At 33.7% G+C, this 16,628-nt stretch carries 14 protein-coding genes; 3 read left to right on the top strand and 11 right to left on the bottom strand.

The features are described from left to right. Positions 1-519: 519 nt before the first annotated feature. The 7 genes from ffh to rseP form a co-directional block, all read right to left on the bottom strand. Positions 520-1,863, bottom strand: coding sequence for a signal recognition particle protein (gene ffh / locus OZD68_RS00890; protein ID WP_182309774.1), 1,344 nt, complete (start codon positions 1,861-1,863; stop codon positions 520-522). Next, positions 1,848-3,407: a proton-conducting transporter transmembrane domain-containing protein gene (locus OZD68_RS00885; RefSeq protein WP_182309799.1), complete on the bottom strand. Its 1,560-nt coding sequence runs from the start codon at positions 3,405-3,407 to the stop codon at positions 1,848-1,850. The genes ffh and OZD68_RS00885 overlap by 16 nt, the downstream gene beginning before the upstream one ends. Before the next feature lie 303 nt (positions 3,408-3,710). Further along, a complete protein-coding gene (locus OZD68_RS00880; RefSeq protein ID WP_182309775.1) occupies positions 3,711-6,584 on the bottom strand; it encodes an FAD-dependent oxidoreductase in 2,874 nt (957 codons plus the stop codon). Between the two features lie 45 nt (positions 6,585-6,629). Then, positions 6,630-7,061 carry a 3-hydroxyacyl-ACP dehydratase FabZ gene (gene fabZ, locus OZD68_RS00875; protein WP_182309776.1) on the bottom strand — a complete coding sequence of 144 codons (432 nt, stop codon included), beginning with the start codon at positions 7,059-7,061 and terminating at the stop codon, positions 6,630-6,632. A 4-nt stretch (positions 7,062-7,065) separates the two neighbouring features. Next, the gene (locus OZD68_RS00870; RefSeq protein WP_077188197.1) at positions 7,066-7,617 is read right to left on the bottom strand and encodes an OmpH family outer membrane protein; all 552 of its coding nucleotides are present in this window, start codon (positions 7,615-7,617) and stop codon (positions 7,066-7,068) included. Next, the gene (bamA, locus tag OZD68_RS00865; RefSeq protein WP_182309777.1) at positions 7,618-9,954 is read right to left on the bottom strand and encodes an outer membrane protein assembly factor BamA; all 2,337 of its coding nucleotides are present in this window, start codon (positions 9,952-9,954) and stop codon (positions 7,618-7,620) included. A gap of 8 nt (positions 9,955-9,962) precedes the next feature. Further along, positions 9,963-11,081 (bottom strand): RIP metalloprotease RseP, encoded by a 1,119-nt coding sequence (gene rseP / locus OZD68_RS00860; RefSeq protein WP_182309778.1) that lies wholly within the window; start codon positions 11,079-11,081, stop codon positions 9,963-9,965. Between the two features lie 99 nt (positions 11,082-11,180). Between rseP and OZD68_RS00855 the strand changes: the two genes are divergently transcribed. Next, entirely contained in the window at positions 11,181-11,459 is a 279-nt protein-coding gene (locus tag OZD68_RS00855) for an FAD assembly factor SdhE (protein ID WP_182309779.1), read from the top strand. On the opposite strand, the gene OZD68_RS00850 is transcribed toward OZD68_RS00855, so the two are convergent. The 3 genes from OZD68_RS00850 to OZD68_RS00840 all read right to left on the bottom strand — a co-directional run bounded on the left by OZD68_RS00850 (position 11,434) and on the right by OZD68_RS00840 (position 13,793). Further along, the gene (locus OZD68_RS00850; protein ID WP_010082086.1) at positions 11,434-11,760 is read right to left on the bottom strand and encodes a cell division protein ZapA; all 327 of its coding nucleotides are present in this window, start codon (positions 11,758-11,760) and stop codon (positions 11,434-11,436) included. The genes OZD68_RS00855 and OZD68_RS00850 overlap by 26 nt on opposite strands. 72 nt (positions 11,761-11,832) lie before the next feature. After that, the gene (locus OZD68_RS00845; protein ID WP_182309780.1) at positions 11,833-12,111 is read right to left on the bottom strand and encodes an HU family DNA-binding protein; all 279 of its coding nucleotides are present in this window, start codon (positions 12,109-12,111) and stop codon (positions 11,833-11,835) included. Between the two features lie 26 nt (positions 12,112-12,137). Next, positions 12,138-13,793, bottom strand: a complete 1,656-nt coding sequence (locus OZD68_RS00840; protein ID WP_182309781.1) for a 30S ribosomal protein S1 — start codon at positions 13,791-13,793, stop codon at positions 12,138-12,140. Between the two features lie 139 nt (positions 13,794-13,932). Between OZD68_RS00840 and trmB the strand changes: the two genes are divergently transcribed. Then, positions 13,933-14,598, top strand: a complete 666-nt coding sequence (gene trmB, locus OZD68_RS00835; RefSeq protein WP_065094748.1) for a tRNA (guanosine(46)-N7)-methyltransferase TrmB — start codon at positions 13,933-13,935, stop codon at positions 14,596-14,598. A 476-nt stretch (positions 14,599-15,074) separates the two neighbouring features. Here trmB and OZD68_RS00830 read toward each other — a convergent pair whose 3' ends face one another. After that, entirely contained in the window at positions 15,075-15,722 is a 648-nt protein-coding gene (locus OZD68_RS00830) for a heme exporter protein CcmB (RefSeq protein WP_182309782.1), read from the bottom strand. A 106-nt stretch (positions 15,723-15,828) separates the two neighbouring features. On the opposite strand from OZD68_RS00830, the gene OZD68_RS00825 reads away from it, so the two are divergent. Beyond that, on the top strand, positions 15,829-16,221 hold the full coding sequence (locus OZD68_RS00825) for a TraR/DksA family transcriptional regulator (RefSeq protein ID WP_010963040.1): 393 nt from the start codon (positions 15,829-15,831) through the stop codon (positions 16,219-16,221). The last annotated feature ends 407 nt before the right edge of the window (positions 16,222-16,628 follow it).

Here is a 16,628-nt window from a genome sequence, read left to right as displayed (position 1 = left end):
CGCTGCTTGTTAGCGGGATCTAGAGATACCGCGAATGAATCGCGGTATGACGGTTCGCGGTGGCATGACGTAGGACTGCTGTCATTCCAGTCTGGAATCCAAAAAAAAGGATGACACCTCTGGGCGCTGGGATGACAGGAGAAGGAGGCTACTTTCATGACACCATTCTTTTTTCTGGATCCAAGTAGTCAAGCTACTCGGATGACACCCCACTGGTGGCCCACACTACAATGTTCGTACAGTTATAGCCTTTCTTATAATAGTCCGAATGCGATAAGATATGTGTTTATTGCTATAGCAGGCCAGTAGCATATTACGGTCTGTTCGGATTATTGTAAAAAGAGCTATATGAAATGAATCGCGGTATGACGTGTTGCTTGGGTCAGCTATAGTATTTCTTAAAATTAATAATAAATTTCTTGGCTAGCAAGAAGCTGTAAATTTTTTTGCGAGACCTAAGCCGCTTTTGATATAGCTAAAGGTTTACTGATGATTTGTCTCATTCCACTACCTGCTGACTTACTTTCTGCTTAGCATACCCATCAAATCAGATTCTTTGAGTTTACTATGGTCAACTTTACTGAACTTATTTACCATAGAGCTCATTTGATTATACTGCTTAATTAGAAGATTAATGTCAGTTACAGTTGTTCCGGACCCCTTAGAAATTCTAAGTCTTCTTTTGCCATTTAAAATATCTGGATTTTGCCTTTCTTTTTCAGTCATTGAGTTTATGATGGCTATATATTTTTTCACTTTATTGTCATCCGGCACACTGCTACTTAGCTTTTTTGTAAATGAACTAGGAATGAATTTCATTATGTTGCTAATGCCATCCATTTTACTCAGAGTTTTTAACATTCCCACTAGGTCGTTTAGGTCGAATTTACCTTTTTGCACTTTCTTTTGTAACTTATCAATTTCTTCCTGACCAACAATCTCAGCAGCTTTTTCAACCAATGAGACAACATCACCCATGCTAAGTATTCTTTTTGCAATTCTATCTGGATAAAAATCATCGAGGTCACTTAATTTTTCACCACAAGCAATAAATTTAATTGGACAATCGGCGATCATTTTCATAGAAAGAGCAGCACCACCACGTGCATCACCATCAACACGGGTAAGAATAATGCCGGTTACACCTATTACCTCATTGAATGATTTGGCAATGTTGACCGCATCCTGGCCTATCATTGCGTCGGCTACTAAAATAACTTCTGCAGGTGAAGCTATTTCCTTTACGGCTTTCAACTCATTCATCATATTATTGTCAATATGAAGCCTGCCTGCAGTGTCTAGTATTAATACATCATAATTATCGTTCTTTGCTGCTGCCAGTGCCCTTTTTGTAATTGTAATGGGCTTCTCATCTATTACTACAGGTAAAGTTTGCACATCTATTTGTTTACCTAGCACTTCAAGTTGTTTCTGGGCAGCAGGCCTATAAATGTCTAAAGAGGCAAGCATCACTTTTTTCTTTTGCTTTTTTAGTTTTAAAGCAAGCTTTCCTGAGGTAGTTGTTTTACCTGCACCTTGTAAGCCCACCATCATAATCACAGCAGGGGGTTTAACTGCTAGATTTAAGTCACTTTTCTCTGATCCGAGAACTGCAACTAAATTATCCTGTACAATTTTAATTATCATTTGTGCTGGAGAAAGACTTTTTATGACTTTTTCCCCAATCACTTTATCTTTAATGTCGTTGATGAATTTTTTTGCAACTTCAAGTGAAACGTCAGCTTCAATTAAGGCTATGCGTATTTCACGCATGGCAAGATTAAAATCATCTTCAGAAATGATTGACTTTCCTCTCAGTTTACTAAATACAGAATTTAAACTTTCAGTTAACGATTTAAACATAATAGCATTAGTAGAATACTCATTAAAAAGAGAGAAGAAGCTGAAACAAAACTCACTGAGTTATAACCCAGCACTTCTTTAAGTTTAGTAATATTATTAAAGTATAAACCAGTAAGTGGATTAGTCAAGTTTTGCACTACGCTGGCAAACATTTCTCTAGTTTTATAGACTAACTGATTGAACAACAAGACAATATAGGATATGAAAGTTCTAAAAATCCAATCAACATCCATTTTAAAATTTACTCTCGGGTAAAATAACTTGCGTAAAGGAATAAACAATAAAGTGGTACATAGTAACAAATTAAATTGCGACAAAATATTTTTTGTGTTGTACACAAAATCGAAAATCGAAGGTTTATTGTAAATAGGTAAGTAAGGATTGCCAGCGATTACGCATATAAATGCTAAAATAATCATAGTCATTTTGCCTCCTCTCTCTGCTAAAGGTTTTGACTTACTTTTTGCAATAAATAAGTAATAAAGAAACTTTAGCCCCACGCTTAAATGAAGCAGCAAATTTAGAAGCTTATATAAATTTTTATACCCTTTTAAGGCAACAGTGTTCATTTCAATTTCAGCTGTGATATATGATTTACTGATAAATCCAACGGTTCCAGGAAATGCAGCCATTGTAAGTATTGCGATTATAGGACACATGCCTTCCACTGACATCAGTTTACCCACTCCATTAAAACTAATTGTTTTTGTTTGTGAAATAATCGAATTACTGACCACAAACAATAATGATTGATAAACAAGAGAGAAGATTATATGCAGTATCAAAATTGGTATTGCTTTTTCCGAAGGACTGAGCAAACTTCCTGCAATAATCAGCAAGCCCATTTGTCCTACAACGTTATAGCATAAAAATCTGCGAATATTTTGCTCAAGAGAAGCAAATATAATGCTGTAAATTGCAGTGATGGCGCCTACAAGCGCTAATATTTCAGTACAATCTTGCCATAGGTTATAAGTGTGTAAAAGCATCACTAAAAAAGAGACTTTAGTGGTAAATAAAGAGAGATATGTGGTGCCATGTAGCGATGCAGCAGGATATGCATCAACAACCCAAAATGAAAAAGGAAAACAAGCGCAGTTTATCAATAAACCCAAAATTATCATGTTAGTGCTTTGAAGTGCCAATCCTGCTATTAATATAACTCCAACGAAAAAGTGTACACAAGCGTACCTTATTGCAGGTCGACTATCTCTACAGCTAGCTGCGATAATAAAAAATGCACTGATGGTCATTAATTCACAGAATATTATAACCAATATCATATGTTCAGATAAAACTGCATAAAGTGAACTAATAGTGTAAGCAGCAAAAGATAGCATCTCTGAAAAAGTCAAATTTTGTGCTGGTAGAACAGCTAAAAATGCAACTGATAAAAAAGATATTAGTATGGTACGAAAAGATAAATCAAAATCTAGAATTGGGAGAGACCAATTTACTGCAATGCTCAAATTTTCAGGTAATTTTAGGACTATAACTATTAATACAGTCAGTAGAAGTAACAGTGACGATTTATAAAGTTGCACAATAATTAAAACCAATATGGTTTATGCTATCTCAATATATGAATAAAATCAATTTGCATATTAACCACTAATTAAACTAATTATCATATAATTATATCAGAGTTTAGAGGGTTATAGAGAAACCGGTCAGATTAGGTTTTTAATCTAATCTGACCGATAGCTTTAATAGTGAGGTAAGCTTCAGTATAGCACTCCTAATTCATAACGCTACACTCGTGCATAATTTATTTTTAATTTGTGCACGAGCGTTAGTAAATTATTTACTTTTTGAAATAAAATTTGGCATCACTTTAATATTGAGACTTAGTAAACCTCAGTAGGTCTGCCAGTTGGGCCCATAAGAATTATTTGCTCGCCTTCTCTTAAGTGTCTGCATAAATTAGTGGAGCCGCCGATTTCCAGCACAATAGTGGAAATAATTCCTTTTTTTTTGTCTACTTCAGTGCCAGTCACAGCTATACCTTCCATAGCAAGGTTAGTTTTTCTGCTATTGGTTTCAAAATTTTGCAACCTAAAAAATTGTCCAGGTTTAAAATTCTTTGCCGCAAGAGGTGCTTTAATCACTATTTCTATCACTTTATCTGTTAAATATTGAACTTTTATGACTTTTGCAGTGAATTGCTCTTTGATTCTATTAAATAATTCTTTATTAGCCAGGTCTTCAACACTTGACCACGCATTTTTTTTCTGGCCCACAACATCACACACTGGAATGACAGAAACGAAGCTATTAACTCCACTCAAAAGCTGAGAAATAATAGGGTAGCCGTTCTTAGCACTTGCCATAGCTTTCACGACGCTGCCGCTATACGAAGGATGAAGGTCACCAAAAAAGCTAATTGTTTTATTGCCTTGCTTGTATACTAATATTCTGTCTTTATTTTGCATTTTAGGAGAAAATATTGGGTCTATTTCTTTTCCCAATGAATTCAATTGAGTAAAATACCCATTACTTAATTTAAAATGCTTTTCATCTTCTGTTGCAATAACCGTATTTGGCTCAGTACCTGCTGCTATAAAAATAGAACGTGCTTTTATACGTTTGATTTCGCCGGATTTTGTTTCTATCAGTTTTATTGATTCAGCATGGTTATATTTATCCGTCACAACTTCAACTGGCTCTAAGTTTTCAATAAAGTAAATTCCTTCTGACAGTGCATTTTGCACCTCTTCGCTATTTAATCGATAACTCGGTGAATCTTTTAGCTCTTTTCTATATATAACTTTCACTCCCCCGAGGCTCTGCATCAACTCTAATATTTTTATTTCTCTATTCTCTTTTTTTGCTAACTCTTGCTCTGCTTGGATCAACTTTGCGTGCGATATGAGCTCATTTGCAATTTTGTGTTCTTCTTCTGTCCAATCTTTTTCAACACAGTCCTTTCCATACTTATCAACTAATATCTCATAACGAAGAAGAAATTTTTCTACTTGAATTGGATAATACGCTAAAGCTTCAGTGGCAGTGTCAATCGCAGTAAGCCCCGCACCTATGACAACTATCGGCATACGAACTTGCAGATTTGCTATAGAATCAAATTTAAGAGCACCAGTCAGTTGTAACGACATAAGAAAGTCAGATGCCATACGTACTCCACGAGCTAGTATATTCTTTATTTTGATCATTCGTGGCTTGCCAGAGCCAAGTGCTAGGGCGATGTGATCAAAACCCGAGTTGAACGCGTCATCAACATTAATCGTGCCACCAAAACGAATGCCTCCATAAAGTGCAAAATGCTCACGTCTTTCCAGCAGTAATCTAATAATCTTTAAGTAATTCTTATCCCACCGAGAAGTAATACCATATTCTGCCACCCCACCAAACCCTCCTGCCGTGCGTTCACTCAATTTTTCGTGTTTGAAATCTTTAATTAGCTGGAAATTATCGATCAAAGGTTCAATCTTTAGTCCATCAATGGTGATAACGTTATGCCCATCATTCAACAAATGATGAGCTAAATTAAAACCAGCAGGACCAAGGCCTACAACTAGAACGTTTTTTCCAGTGTTTCCTCTTGGCAATGAACGCTGAAAATTTAAAGGATTCCAACGGCTGAGCAGAGAATATATTTCAAATCCGTACGGTAAACTGAGCACATCATCCAGAATCCTTGTTTCAATTGCTGGCACATTTACGGGTTCTTGTTTTTGATATATGCACGAATTCATGCAGTCATTGCATATTCTGTGTCCAGTAGCCGCGCATAATGGGTTATCTATCATCACAATTGCAAGACTTGCTATGCTGTACCCTTCGCTTTTCACCAGATTCATTTCTGATATTTTCTGCTCTAGTGGGCAGCCGTGCAGTTCAACTCTAAGTGGAGACTTTTTGAAAGTATTGTCGTTATTAATTAGCCCCTTTGAGCAGCTGTCCTTACTTTGCTTATGACAAAATATGCAGTAGTGAGCATTATCTAGTGCTTTATTCAAACTCACCTTTTTGCTTGTTAGATCAAAACCGTATCGTCTTTTTACTTCATTTGAATACAGCACTTCAACTTTGTCCACTTCTTTTTTAGAAAATGGTATGAGGTTTTCGTGGTCGATTTTTTTATGAATACTGAATAATATACTCTGTTTATTTTTTACTCTCCACACTGCATATTGTGCTGCAAGTTCTATTTCTTCTTTGTGATTTTCTTTATCTTCAAACCAATGCATCACCTGCTCAGCAAAATTTTTTTCTGTTGTTGGCAAAGTGAGAAAATGACTTAGTTTGTTAGTAATATCTATATTCGCCACATTAGTGTATTTCTTCAATGCATAGCGTTGGACAAATAATCTTTTGCACTTACATATTACAGCAAAGTCGTTGTGCTTTTTCTTTAGCTCCTCTATTTCTTTTTCAACATTGAAAAGTTTTGCAATAAATTCATCAAGTAAATATGAGAGGTCTACTATTAACTGACTATCTGTCATCCAAGTAGCTGACCGTCCTTCTTGTTTTCTAGATCCCAGTGTCAAGCACTGGGATGACTGGGGGTGACACTGGGATGATGGGAGGTGACAATGTGATGACATCGAAGAAGAAGCTGCTTTTTCTCTTGCTTCAATTAATGAACAAAACAAGCTCTCATCACATGATTTGATATAATTCAAAAATGTCTCATCTAATTTTATTAATCCATTGCGAGTATATAGATTAGAAAATGAGATGTTGAAATTCAGCTTCATTGCTATACTATACAGTGTACATGCTGTTTCTTACAGATGAAGATTTTATTTATTTTGCAATACTGCTGAGATTGTTGCTTCTGCAACTTTTTCTTCGCTAACAGATGCAATACACCTAAATTTGTGTACACCTAAACACACACTTTGAATGTTAGCTTGAAGAATCAATGTGTCCCCTGGAGTAACTAGCTTTCTGAATTTTGCATTTTCAATGGATCTCAAGTAAACAACTTTATTTTCTATTGTTTCTTTACCTAGAACACATATAGCAGATGCCTGAGCTAGAGATTCAATTATCAAGACTCCTGGCATTATTGGATGACCAGGGAAGTGGCCAATAAAAAACGGCTCATTGAAAGTCACATTTTTGATTGCTTTTATACTGTTACCAGGATCACACTCTATAACTCTATCTACTAAGAGAAACGGATAAGAATGTGGTAATATTTTTATAATATCACTGATATTAAATTGCATAAGCCTACTCAATGCCTTTCAAAGCAAATTCAGGTATTTTCTTGTTTATATTGTTTAATACCACATCTGATAAATCAACTTCATCCATGGAGTATAAAACTTGGTTCTTTTTTGAAATAAATAGTACCAAATCTATGTTGTTTTTTTCTGCCGTTTTTTTAGCGACTTCTTTTATCTTGTTAAAAACACTCTCTACTGCGTCTCTATAGCTTTCTTCTAAATGTAACATTTTTTTAGCGTAATTATCTCTAGTATTTACAGTGTGCTTATTAAACTGTTCTGTCTTTTCTTTTTTTGCTTCTTCTGACAAAAGTTCAAATTCTTCTTTTGATGGCTTAAGTTTTTCTAACTCACTTTCAAATTCTTGTTGTAATCTAGAATTCTGCTCCTTTATTTGTTGTTGTATATTTTGCAGAGCAAGAGATTCATTGATGACTTTGTCACTATCGATAATTGCAGCTTTTGTGTTCTGAGGTTGATATCCTACAAACTTATACCCCACAAATAAGGAAATAATTAAGGCAATAACTGATATAAATAACTGTATATATTTCATTCAAATCCCCGCTTCAATAGAAAATTTAACATTTGGTGATGGTATTATATCATAAGATTCCTTTACTAAAGGAAACCCGAAATCCAATCTAAGTCTACCAAAAGGAGAAAGCATTGAAAAGCCAAAACCTGGTGACACTCTCACGAGCTTGCTATCGTAGTATTTCCCTTCATACTTCTTATTTTTATCATCTAAGCCAAAAAGTGTTGCATAGTCAACAAATAGTGAGCCTTTGATACCAGCATAGTCATATAGTTTTGGTAGAGGAAAATCCACTTGCTGTGTTAGATTAAAATAAGTTTTGCCTCCTAATGAGCTTTTATTTTTGTCTTCTGCTCTTGGTCCAATACCGGAAAGGTCAAACCCTCTAATCTCATTACCCCCTTTAAAAAAGTGCTGGCCAATGTTTAGATTTTCATCAGTATAAGAAAAAATATGACCTGCCGCCATCTTAAAGCGTAGCGTTATATCATCGTCAATTTTGCTTAATATATGGTGCGTATAAAAAGATAAGAATTCAGATTTTAGGAAATTCACGTTTCCTCCCAATCCTGAAATATCCTGACTTAAGCGCAGTAAATACCCTTCTTTTGGAGCATATAGATTATCCAGTTTATTATATGCCAACGTGTATCCCACTGATGAAATCTGATGTTTACCTTTTCGGTCCAGTATTATTTCAGAGATATCGGTGTCTTGTCCACCATTATTATCCATGTGTATATGATTATACTTATAAGAATAGCGAAGGGAATTAGTTAAGTTCTCTGTGACTTTATATGATAACTTTGTAAAAAATCCCATATCGCAACTATCAAAAGTAGTGTTTGGTTTATCTTGTTTTTCATAAAATACACCCATGCCTAGTGACGTATCAGAATCGTTAAAATTATTTTCAACAAACTCTAAATCAGTAGAAAATACGTATTGACTTTTTTCAAGAGCAAAAGAGAGCTCTTTTCCAGTACCAAATAAATTACGGTCTTTGAGGTCAATTTTAATCAATGCTCCACCAGGAAGAGACACACCTCCTCCCAAATACAACGAAGTAGTGTTTTTTTCTTTAACACTTAAGTCAAGATTTACTGCATTATCATTAACTGCATAACTATTTACTTTCACTGTTTCAAAAAAATCACTACTCATTAGTTTTTTACGTGACTTTTGAATCTCAGATATATTGTACGCATCACCTTCTGCTACACTTAGCTTACTTCTGATCACTTTATCTAAAGTGCGATCGTTACCATCAATTGTAATTTGATTTATATAAATCTTTTTACCCGGCAGCACTCTGTAGGTTACATCTACAACATTGTCACGTTGTGCATACTCTGGATTAACTTTTGCAAATATATATCCTTTCTCATTTAAATATTTGTTTATTTTTTCTACTGTATTATTAATTTTAACTCTATTAAATATCTGATCGTTTTCCTCTGTTATAAAATCCAATATTTCTTCTTTTAGGCTCAAATCCTGAATTTCAGTTTCAATATTAACCTCATTATTTCCAAATAAATACTGCTGTCCTTCGTCAATCAAAAAAGTTAACTCTGTTTGATTGTTATTATCAACCTCAACAATTGGTTGAATATTATTTTGAATATATCCTTTAGATGAATAAAAATGATCGAGCAATTCTGTGTTAATCAATAGATATTGCGGTGAATAATGATTTCCGCCTTTAAAAATAGCTCTAAATAACTTACTAAATATATCATTACTATGTCTTTTGATAACTTGCTCTAGCTCATTTTCAGAAAAGTTTTTATTGCCTATAAATCTTATATCCTTAATTTTAGAGGTTTTGCCTTCTTTTATTTTAAAAATTAGATTGACCCTATTGCCATCAAGCTTATTCAGGTCATATTCAATTTTAACACCAATCTTACCGTTATTTCTATAAGTAGTGACTAAATTCACTAAATCGTTTTGCAATTTTGTTTCAGTTAAAATAGTTAGCGACTTTGATTGAATCACATTACTTAGCAGCTCTTTGCTGTTAAATAACTTATTGCCTTTTAACACTACCTTGTTAATCAGTGGATTTTCTTGAATTTTTATTACTAAATTTTTTTTATCATCTATGTAAGCATTAACACTAGCAAATAACTTTGTTTTATATAGATCTTTTATAATTGAGTCTATATCACCGTCGTTTATATAATCACCAGATTTTAGTTTTATATAGAACCCTATTGTCTGGTTGCTTACCCTCTCATTACCAATACATTTGACATCTTTCACCTGCACTTTTTCCGCAGTTCCTAAAGCAACAAGCAGGGCAGGAAAAGAAATAAAAACCACTACCAGTATATAAAATAGCTTTTTCATATTTTATTTCAAAAAAGATCCCTAATATCATTTGACATTCCAGTTGCCATAAGCAAAAACAACACTAAAGCACCAAAAATAGCTGCATATTTTTGACATTTCAAGCTTAAATCCCTACGTATAACCGCTTCTATGATATAATGAAATAAATGCCCACCATCTAGCAGTGGTATTGGCAGCAAGTTAATTGCAGCTAAATTAGCTGAAATGATTGCCATAAAATATAGAACCATAATAAATCCCTTTTTAGCTGATTGTCCTGAATATTTTGCGATTTTTATTGGCCCACCTATTTCATTGATACTCCTTTTACCAACAATAATGTGAAAGAGAGCTTTGATCGTTAAGCACATAGTGTGGTAAGTCTCACTTACTGATAAGCTCACAGCCCCAAGAAAAGACGACTGCTTTAATGTATTGACTGAAATAATCCCTATAGTTTCTCTTTCTATTGTGTTGCCAAAAACGTCTTTGTCCTTGATTATTAATGGAGTTAAACTGGTCCTGTGCTTCTCATTATTTCTGCTATACTCAATCTCCATTCTTGTTTTAGGATTCGACATTATCACACGTGAAATATCTTCAAAGTATTTTATTTTATGCTCATTGATTTGTGTAATAGCGTCACCTGGCAACAAACCAGCTTGCTTAGCTGCACTACCTTCGATTACATTTCTAATCACCGGTGGAGTGCGATAATAACCTGCTATGCTAAAAAATATTGTAAAAGCTACAACAGCAAATACCATGTTTGCAAAAGGCCCTGCAAAAACTACTGCTGCTTTTTTATGCCGCGGTTTTGTACGAAATGAATACAAATTTTCTTCTTCGGTTAAATTTTGTTGATCAGCTGGGACACTTGCTGCATTCTTGTCCCCTAGCATTTTAACATAACCACCCAATGGAACAACGCTTAATTTCCATCTAGTTCCAGACTTATCGTTAAAACCAAAAATTTCAGGACCAAAACCTATGGAAAAAGATTCAACTTTAACTTTGCATGCTTTGGCAACAACATAATGCCCATATTCATGCACGAATACTATTACAGAAATCATTAAAGAAAATGACAAAAAATAACATATTCCATCGCTAAATTGATGGATAAGATTAGAAATTAATTCCACCTGTATATTTAGATCTTAACAAAATGTTAAGTATATTAAAACGCGCCTCGCTTGACAAGTATTTAGTTTAACTTTTAAATTAAAAAAAGTTTAATTGTAATGACAGATACCTCACTACTCAGAAGAAAATTAATATATAGAAGCTGGCATAGGGGTTGCAAAGAAACCGATATACTTTTAGGGCATTTCGCATTGAAATATCTTGATAAATTTTCCTTAAGCGAACTAATCGAATACGAAAAAATAGTTGATCTTGATGATTACGAATTATATTGTTACATAAATCGTAAGACAAACCTCCCTCCTGGCTTGAATAGTCAGATAGTCAATTTAATTGCTTGCTTTATTGAAGCTAATCCTTTATGCACTCAAGATTAGTGATAATTTTATTTACCTTATCTAGTACCTCAGTATATTCTATTCTTTTCTCGTTTCTATACTTTTCGCGCTCTTGATTTACTTCATCTAATCGCTTTGTTAATTCTAAAATTTTATCCTCAAGAATTAGTGCTGCAAGTAAGAAATTTAATGCATCCGAACCCTTACCTCCAGTTTTTTGAGATACAGAACTAACTAACTTGTCAAAACTATTAGCAAGGCGTAATAAATGATTCCCCTTCCCACTTTCGCAAGATATTTTATATGTGTTATTACGTATAACTATTTCTACTACTTGCATATGGTGCTAAAAATTTCTATCGTACAGTATAAACTCAAACCCCTACTTTCATCTTATTTATGGTATAAATTTTTATTCATTTATCAAATCAGATAATTTTTTACTGCTACGAAAATATGTTTTAAAGTATTGATTCTTTGTAAACTTCTGTAACATTAAATGGCTTGCTTCTTTCAAGTTATAACTTCTAACTGAAAAAGAACCAAACCCCCTAATTTCAACTCTATTATGATGTTTCAATGTGCTTGAAAGTATCCAAAAAAATCTACCAACTATAGCTGCTATAACAATCTTATCTAAAAAAGGATGTCTTTTTGCTACCCTCGCTATTATATCAGACTTTGTTGCCATTTATATGAAGCCAAAATAAGTAAACCTTACCACTTAGCAGATAATGCTATGTTATATTCTTCAACACCCAATACTTCAACTTCTATTTTTTCTGATATAGAGAATTTTTTATTCTCTGGTAAATGCTCTTGATCTATTAGAAGGGTTACATCGTTCTCAACTTCAACGACTAGTCCATTATCTTCTCTCTTACCTACAATAACCTGTATTTTATCACCTACCTTAACTTTCTTTATCAGTTCTTCAAGAGGATCATACTCTATTTGTTTTATTCCAAGATAAATTCTTGCCCGATTCACGTTAGCCCTTATTACTTTTGCTTCTATTTTATCACCTACATTATACTTCTTTATCTCATCTGAACCATTTTTAGACCAACTAAAATCTTTCACATATATTGTCCCTTCTACGTTCTCATCTATTTCAGAATCACCGAAAGCAACAGATACATATGAGCCGGTATTATTCTTCACTTCACCAGAAACAATAGAACCAGGAGGATACTTATTGATAAATACTTGCCAAGGGTTGTCTACACACCTTTTCATGCTTAAACTCATCCTACTCTTAGCAATGTCAATACTGAGAATTTTTACATATACTTCTTGTCCCCTTGTTACGAGACTACTAACTGGTAAATTACTCTTAACCCAAGTTATTTCTGACGAGTGCACTAAACCTTCAATTCCAGGTCTAAGCTCAACAAATAATCCATAGTCTTCTATGCTTGTTACATAACCCTTATGCACACTATCAACTGGATATTTTGACTCTGCATCTTGCCAAGGGCTATCTTCTAGCTGCTTCACACCCAAGGAAATTTTAGCATTTTCCTTATCTATTTTTATAATTTTAACTTTTATAGTCTGACCACAAGTAAAAACTGCAGACGGATGACTTACCCTACTCCAAGAGATATCTGTAATATGTAACAATCCATCTATAACTCCCACTACATCTGATTCATGAATACCGACAAATACACCGTAATGAGTGATACTTTTTATTTTCCCTTCTATTATATCGCCTTCATTTAAAGATTCTAAAAATTTAATTTTTTCACCAGCGTGCAATTTTTCTAACACCAGCTTTCTTGATACTACAATATTGCCATGCTTCTTATCCATTTTAAGCACGATGAACTTTTGTTCAGTTTCAATAAGGTGCTTCGCATCTTTTACTTGCTTCAAATCCACATGACTCAGCGGTAAAAAAGCGCTTATTCCGTCACCAAGATCAACAATAAAGCCACATTTAATTGAGCGTTTAATAACTCCGCTTACTTCAGCCCTTGTAACTGCATCTTCTTCCAACTTATTCCATTTTTCGTCCCTAATTGCTTTTTCACGACTAAGAACAACATTACCATGATAATCCTCAATTCTTTCCACATAAACTCTGATTTTCGAGCCAATAATGACCTCATCATTACAACCGAGTTCCTTGATCAGAATTCTCCCGTCAGATTTTAAACCAATATCAACCACAACGTCGTTAGGGTTTATTCTTGTAATTACACCTTCTACCACATCTCCTTCTTTAATTTTGTTAACAAAAGAATCTTCAAACAAGGTATTATCTTGATCCTCAAATTGGCCTTGACATATCTCTTCTATAAATTTGTTTGATGATAGCTTTCTGATAGTAACCGGTAGATTTACGACTGGATTATTATTATTCATACCTTTAACTTAAACTTTATTAGAACTCATATATTATATAATATTAACAATTATTGACAAGTAATTTTTCATTAACTCATTTCGAGAATTGTTTAAGCTATATAAAATATAGTGAGAAAATTATATATGTATCAAGAATATGCTATTTAAGAATAGCAAGTGGATTAGATCGTTCTCCAGAAGGTCCAGGCTAAAACCTGATGTTGATGAAATATTGGAAAAATATTCTATTCAAAACAGCAAGGAATCTATAGAGAAAATTGTAAATTCACAAAAAAGAATATGGGTAGAAATAGGCTTTGGCAACGGTGAAAATATGCTTTACCAGGTGCTCAATGAACCTGATCTATTATTTATAGGATGTGAGCCCTACTTAAAGGGGGTTTCTCGCTTGCTAACAAACATAGAAATAAGGAACATAAAAAATATTTTAATGTGGACAGAAGATGCAAGAGAATTGATTGCAAATTTTCCTGATAACAGTGTTGAAAGATTCTTTATTCTCTTTCCAGATCCATGGCCAAAAAGAAGTCACAATAAAAGACGATTAATTAATACGGAATTTTTAAATTTATTAGCAAAAAAAATACTTATAACAGGGGAAATATTCATTGCAACCGATCATCAGGACTATGCAGAGTGGATAGCATCACATATAAAGCAGTGTAACTCTTTAATCTATAGGGAAGACGATTTCACAAGTTATACTCTTACAAAATACCACAGAAGAGCGCTCAAAGATCAGCGTAAAGTGAGGTTCTTTAAAGTAAGTGTTATTAATAATTTGCAGACTATGGATCAATAGTGTTTTTGCATATCTCTTTTACGTTAACTATAGATTAAAAATAATAAAAAAAGAGGGAGAAATAGAGTAAATTCCTTTAACTACTTCTCCTTATGAAGGAATAGACTTCTTGCATAACCCAAACTAAGTAGAAAAAAGGTATCATCCAAGTAGCCCCTTTCTCGTCATGCCGCTGCGAATCGTCATACCGCCGCGGCGCTAACACGTAGCGGGATGATGAGGCTTATCGTCATGCCACCGCGAACCGTCATGCCGTCACGGTATCTCTTAGCCGCTAACAAGTAGCGGGATGACGGTTGTCAGGTTAGCTGTTATCCCAGTTTTTGACACTGGGATGACAACGAAGGGCTACTTGGATGACAGGGAAGGATGCTGGAATGAAGGTTTTTCAAATTGTCGATAAACCTAAATCTATAATAACTATTTGCCTTTTTTCTAGGTTATGCAAGAAGCCTACTGAATAACAGTAAGATTTTTCAATCCTGTTCCACAGCAAATTTTAGTGCCATGTGAGTAGTTATGGTGCTGTTAACAATCAAAATAACAAAAACTAAGATGGTGATTAGTAGTGTATAAATATTCAAGGATAAATTTTCAAATTGAGTTAGCATTTTAAAATACACAAAGGTTGGCATTATCATTGGCAAAACAAGAATTTGCGATACTCCTGATGCTAAGTTGTTTTGACCAATCATCAATGCATTTCCAGTAGCTGAAATATTATTGATTATCAGCGTATTAAATAATAAAGACACTCCAACTGCTATTGAGTGTTCAATACTATTGCCTAGAATTGCAAAGCTGAATATGGAAGAAATTACTGAAATCGGTAACCCAAATAATAACCAGTGAGCGAAAATTTTATAAGCAACTATAAGCCTAGAAGAGAGTGGCTGTACAAAGATTTGCTCTAATATTCCATCATGATAATCAGATGTAAACAAATTATTTGTAGAAATCTGCAAAACAAATGTAGCACATATCCATGTTAATGTTAACATAACTTCTTGTTTATTGTTGTTTTTAAGTGTAAATGAAGATAAACTTAACATTATGATAAAAATACATACTATATAGGTAAAGTTCTTATCATCTATTACTAATTTTTTTACTGAGTCGATCATACTAGGCTTTTAAATGTTTATTATAAATTATAGTGTTTACTTTGAGGTAGTATAATTTTTTGTTCATAAATTATATAGGTTTTATTATTTTTTTGATAATGCAATTATGGAAAAGTTACCAAAAATAAAGTCACCAGAAGATTACACTCCTTCAGAAGATGAAGAATATATGAGCGTAAAACAACTGGAATACTTCAGCTTAAAGTTACAATCAATACTCGCTGAGTTAGAGAAACAAGAACTAGAAGATAATAGTATTGATACATACTATTCTGATGAAGATAGTGGAAACGAGGAATTAATCAAGCGTCGAAAAGATAGAAAAGAAAAAATTAAGGAGGCGTTAGAAAAAATAAAATTAGGCACTTATGGTTACTGCGATGGAACAGGAGAAGAAATAGGAGTCGAAAGACTTAAAGCTAATCCGCTTGCTATATATTGTATTGAAGAGCAAGAGAGAGTAGAAAAAGAAAAGAACGTGTACAACATTAACGATTAATTTACACATAAGTGGTGAGCCCATTGGACTTCAAGAGGAGCAAGAGGCGCTGAAGTATGTTATGCTATAAAGAAAGTGGAAAATTGGACATTCTCAACTTGACTCCTGCAGATTAAAAATTAAGTTGTATCCGTTCAGGCAATGGCGTCAACTTAAGGAAAAATGTCAGAGATTGTGTATAAAATTTCTCTCTAAATTTTTTATCATTAAATTATCCAAAGAGTGCAAGGGACAGCACTTTTGTTTCTGTTTTATTTCAACAAAGAAGTCTAAAATGTGTCCTTTTTAGGTGAAATATGCAAAAAGGAAAAAACCTTATTCTACAAATTAAAAATATAATATACTCGAAAACTTTTCAGAAAATCCATTGTGTTGAGTTTTACACGAACAAGCTTTTTCGACAGTAT

Origin of the sequence: Wolbachia endosymbiont of Drosophila bicornuta (assembly GCF_028982105.1) — a bacterium.
In the GTDB taxonomy this organism is placed as follows: Bacteria; Pseudomonadota; Alphaproteobacteria; order Rickettsiales; family Anaplasmataceae; genus Wolbachia; species Wolbachia pipientis.
This window is presented reverse-complemented; position numbering and strand designations above follow the sequence as displayed.

Coding starts and splice junctions, on each gene's coding strand:
- ffh (WP_182309774.1), bottom strand. CDS start 1,863: ATGTTTAAATCGTTAACTGAAAGTTTAAATTCTGTATTTAGTAAACTG.
- OZD68_RS00880 (WP_182309775.1), bottom strand. CDS start 6,584: ATGAAGCTGAATTTCAACATCTCATTTTCTAATCTATATACTCGCAAT.
- fabZ (WP_182309776.1), bottom strand. CDS start 7,061: ATGCAATTTAATATCAGTGATATTATAAAAATATTACCACATTCTTAT.
- OZD68_RS00870 (WP_077188197.1), bottom strand. CDS start 7,617: ATGAAATATATACAGTTATTTATATCAGTTATTGCCTTAATTATTTCC.
- bamA (WP_182309777.1), bottom strand. CDS start 9,954: ATGAAAAAGCTATTTTATATACTGGTAGTGGTTTTTATTTCTTTTCCT.
- OZD68_RS00855 (WP_182309779.1), top strand. CDS start 11,181: ATGACAGATACCTCACTACTCAGAAGAAAATTAATATATAGAAGCTGG.
- OZD68_RS00850 (WP_010082086.1), bottom strand. CDS start 11,760: ATGCAAGTAGTAGAAATAGTTATACGTAATAACACATATAAAATATCT.
- OZD68_RS00845 (WP_182309780.1), bottom strand. CDS start 12,111: ATGGCAACAAAGTCTGATATAATAGCGAGGGTAGCAAAAAGACATCCT.
- OZD68_RS00840 (WP_182309781.1), bottom strand. CDS start 13,793: ATGAATAATAATAATCCAGTCGTAAATCTACCGGTTACTATCAGAAAG.
- trmB (WP_065094748.1), top strand. CDS start 13,933: ATGCTATTTAAGAATAGCAAGTGGATTAGATCGTTCTCCAGAAGGTCC.
- OZD68_RS00830 (WP_182309782.1), bottom strand. CDS start 15,722: ATGATCGACTCAGTAAAAAAATTAGTAATAGATGATAAGAACTTTACC.
- OZD68_RS00825 (WP_010963040.1), top strand. CDS start 15,829: ATGGAAAAGTTACCAAAAATAAAGTCACCAGAAGATTACACTCCTTCA.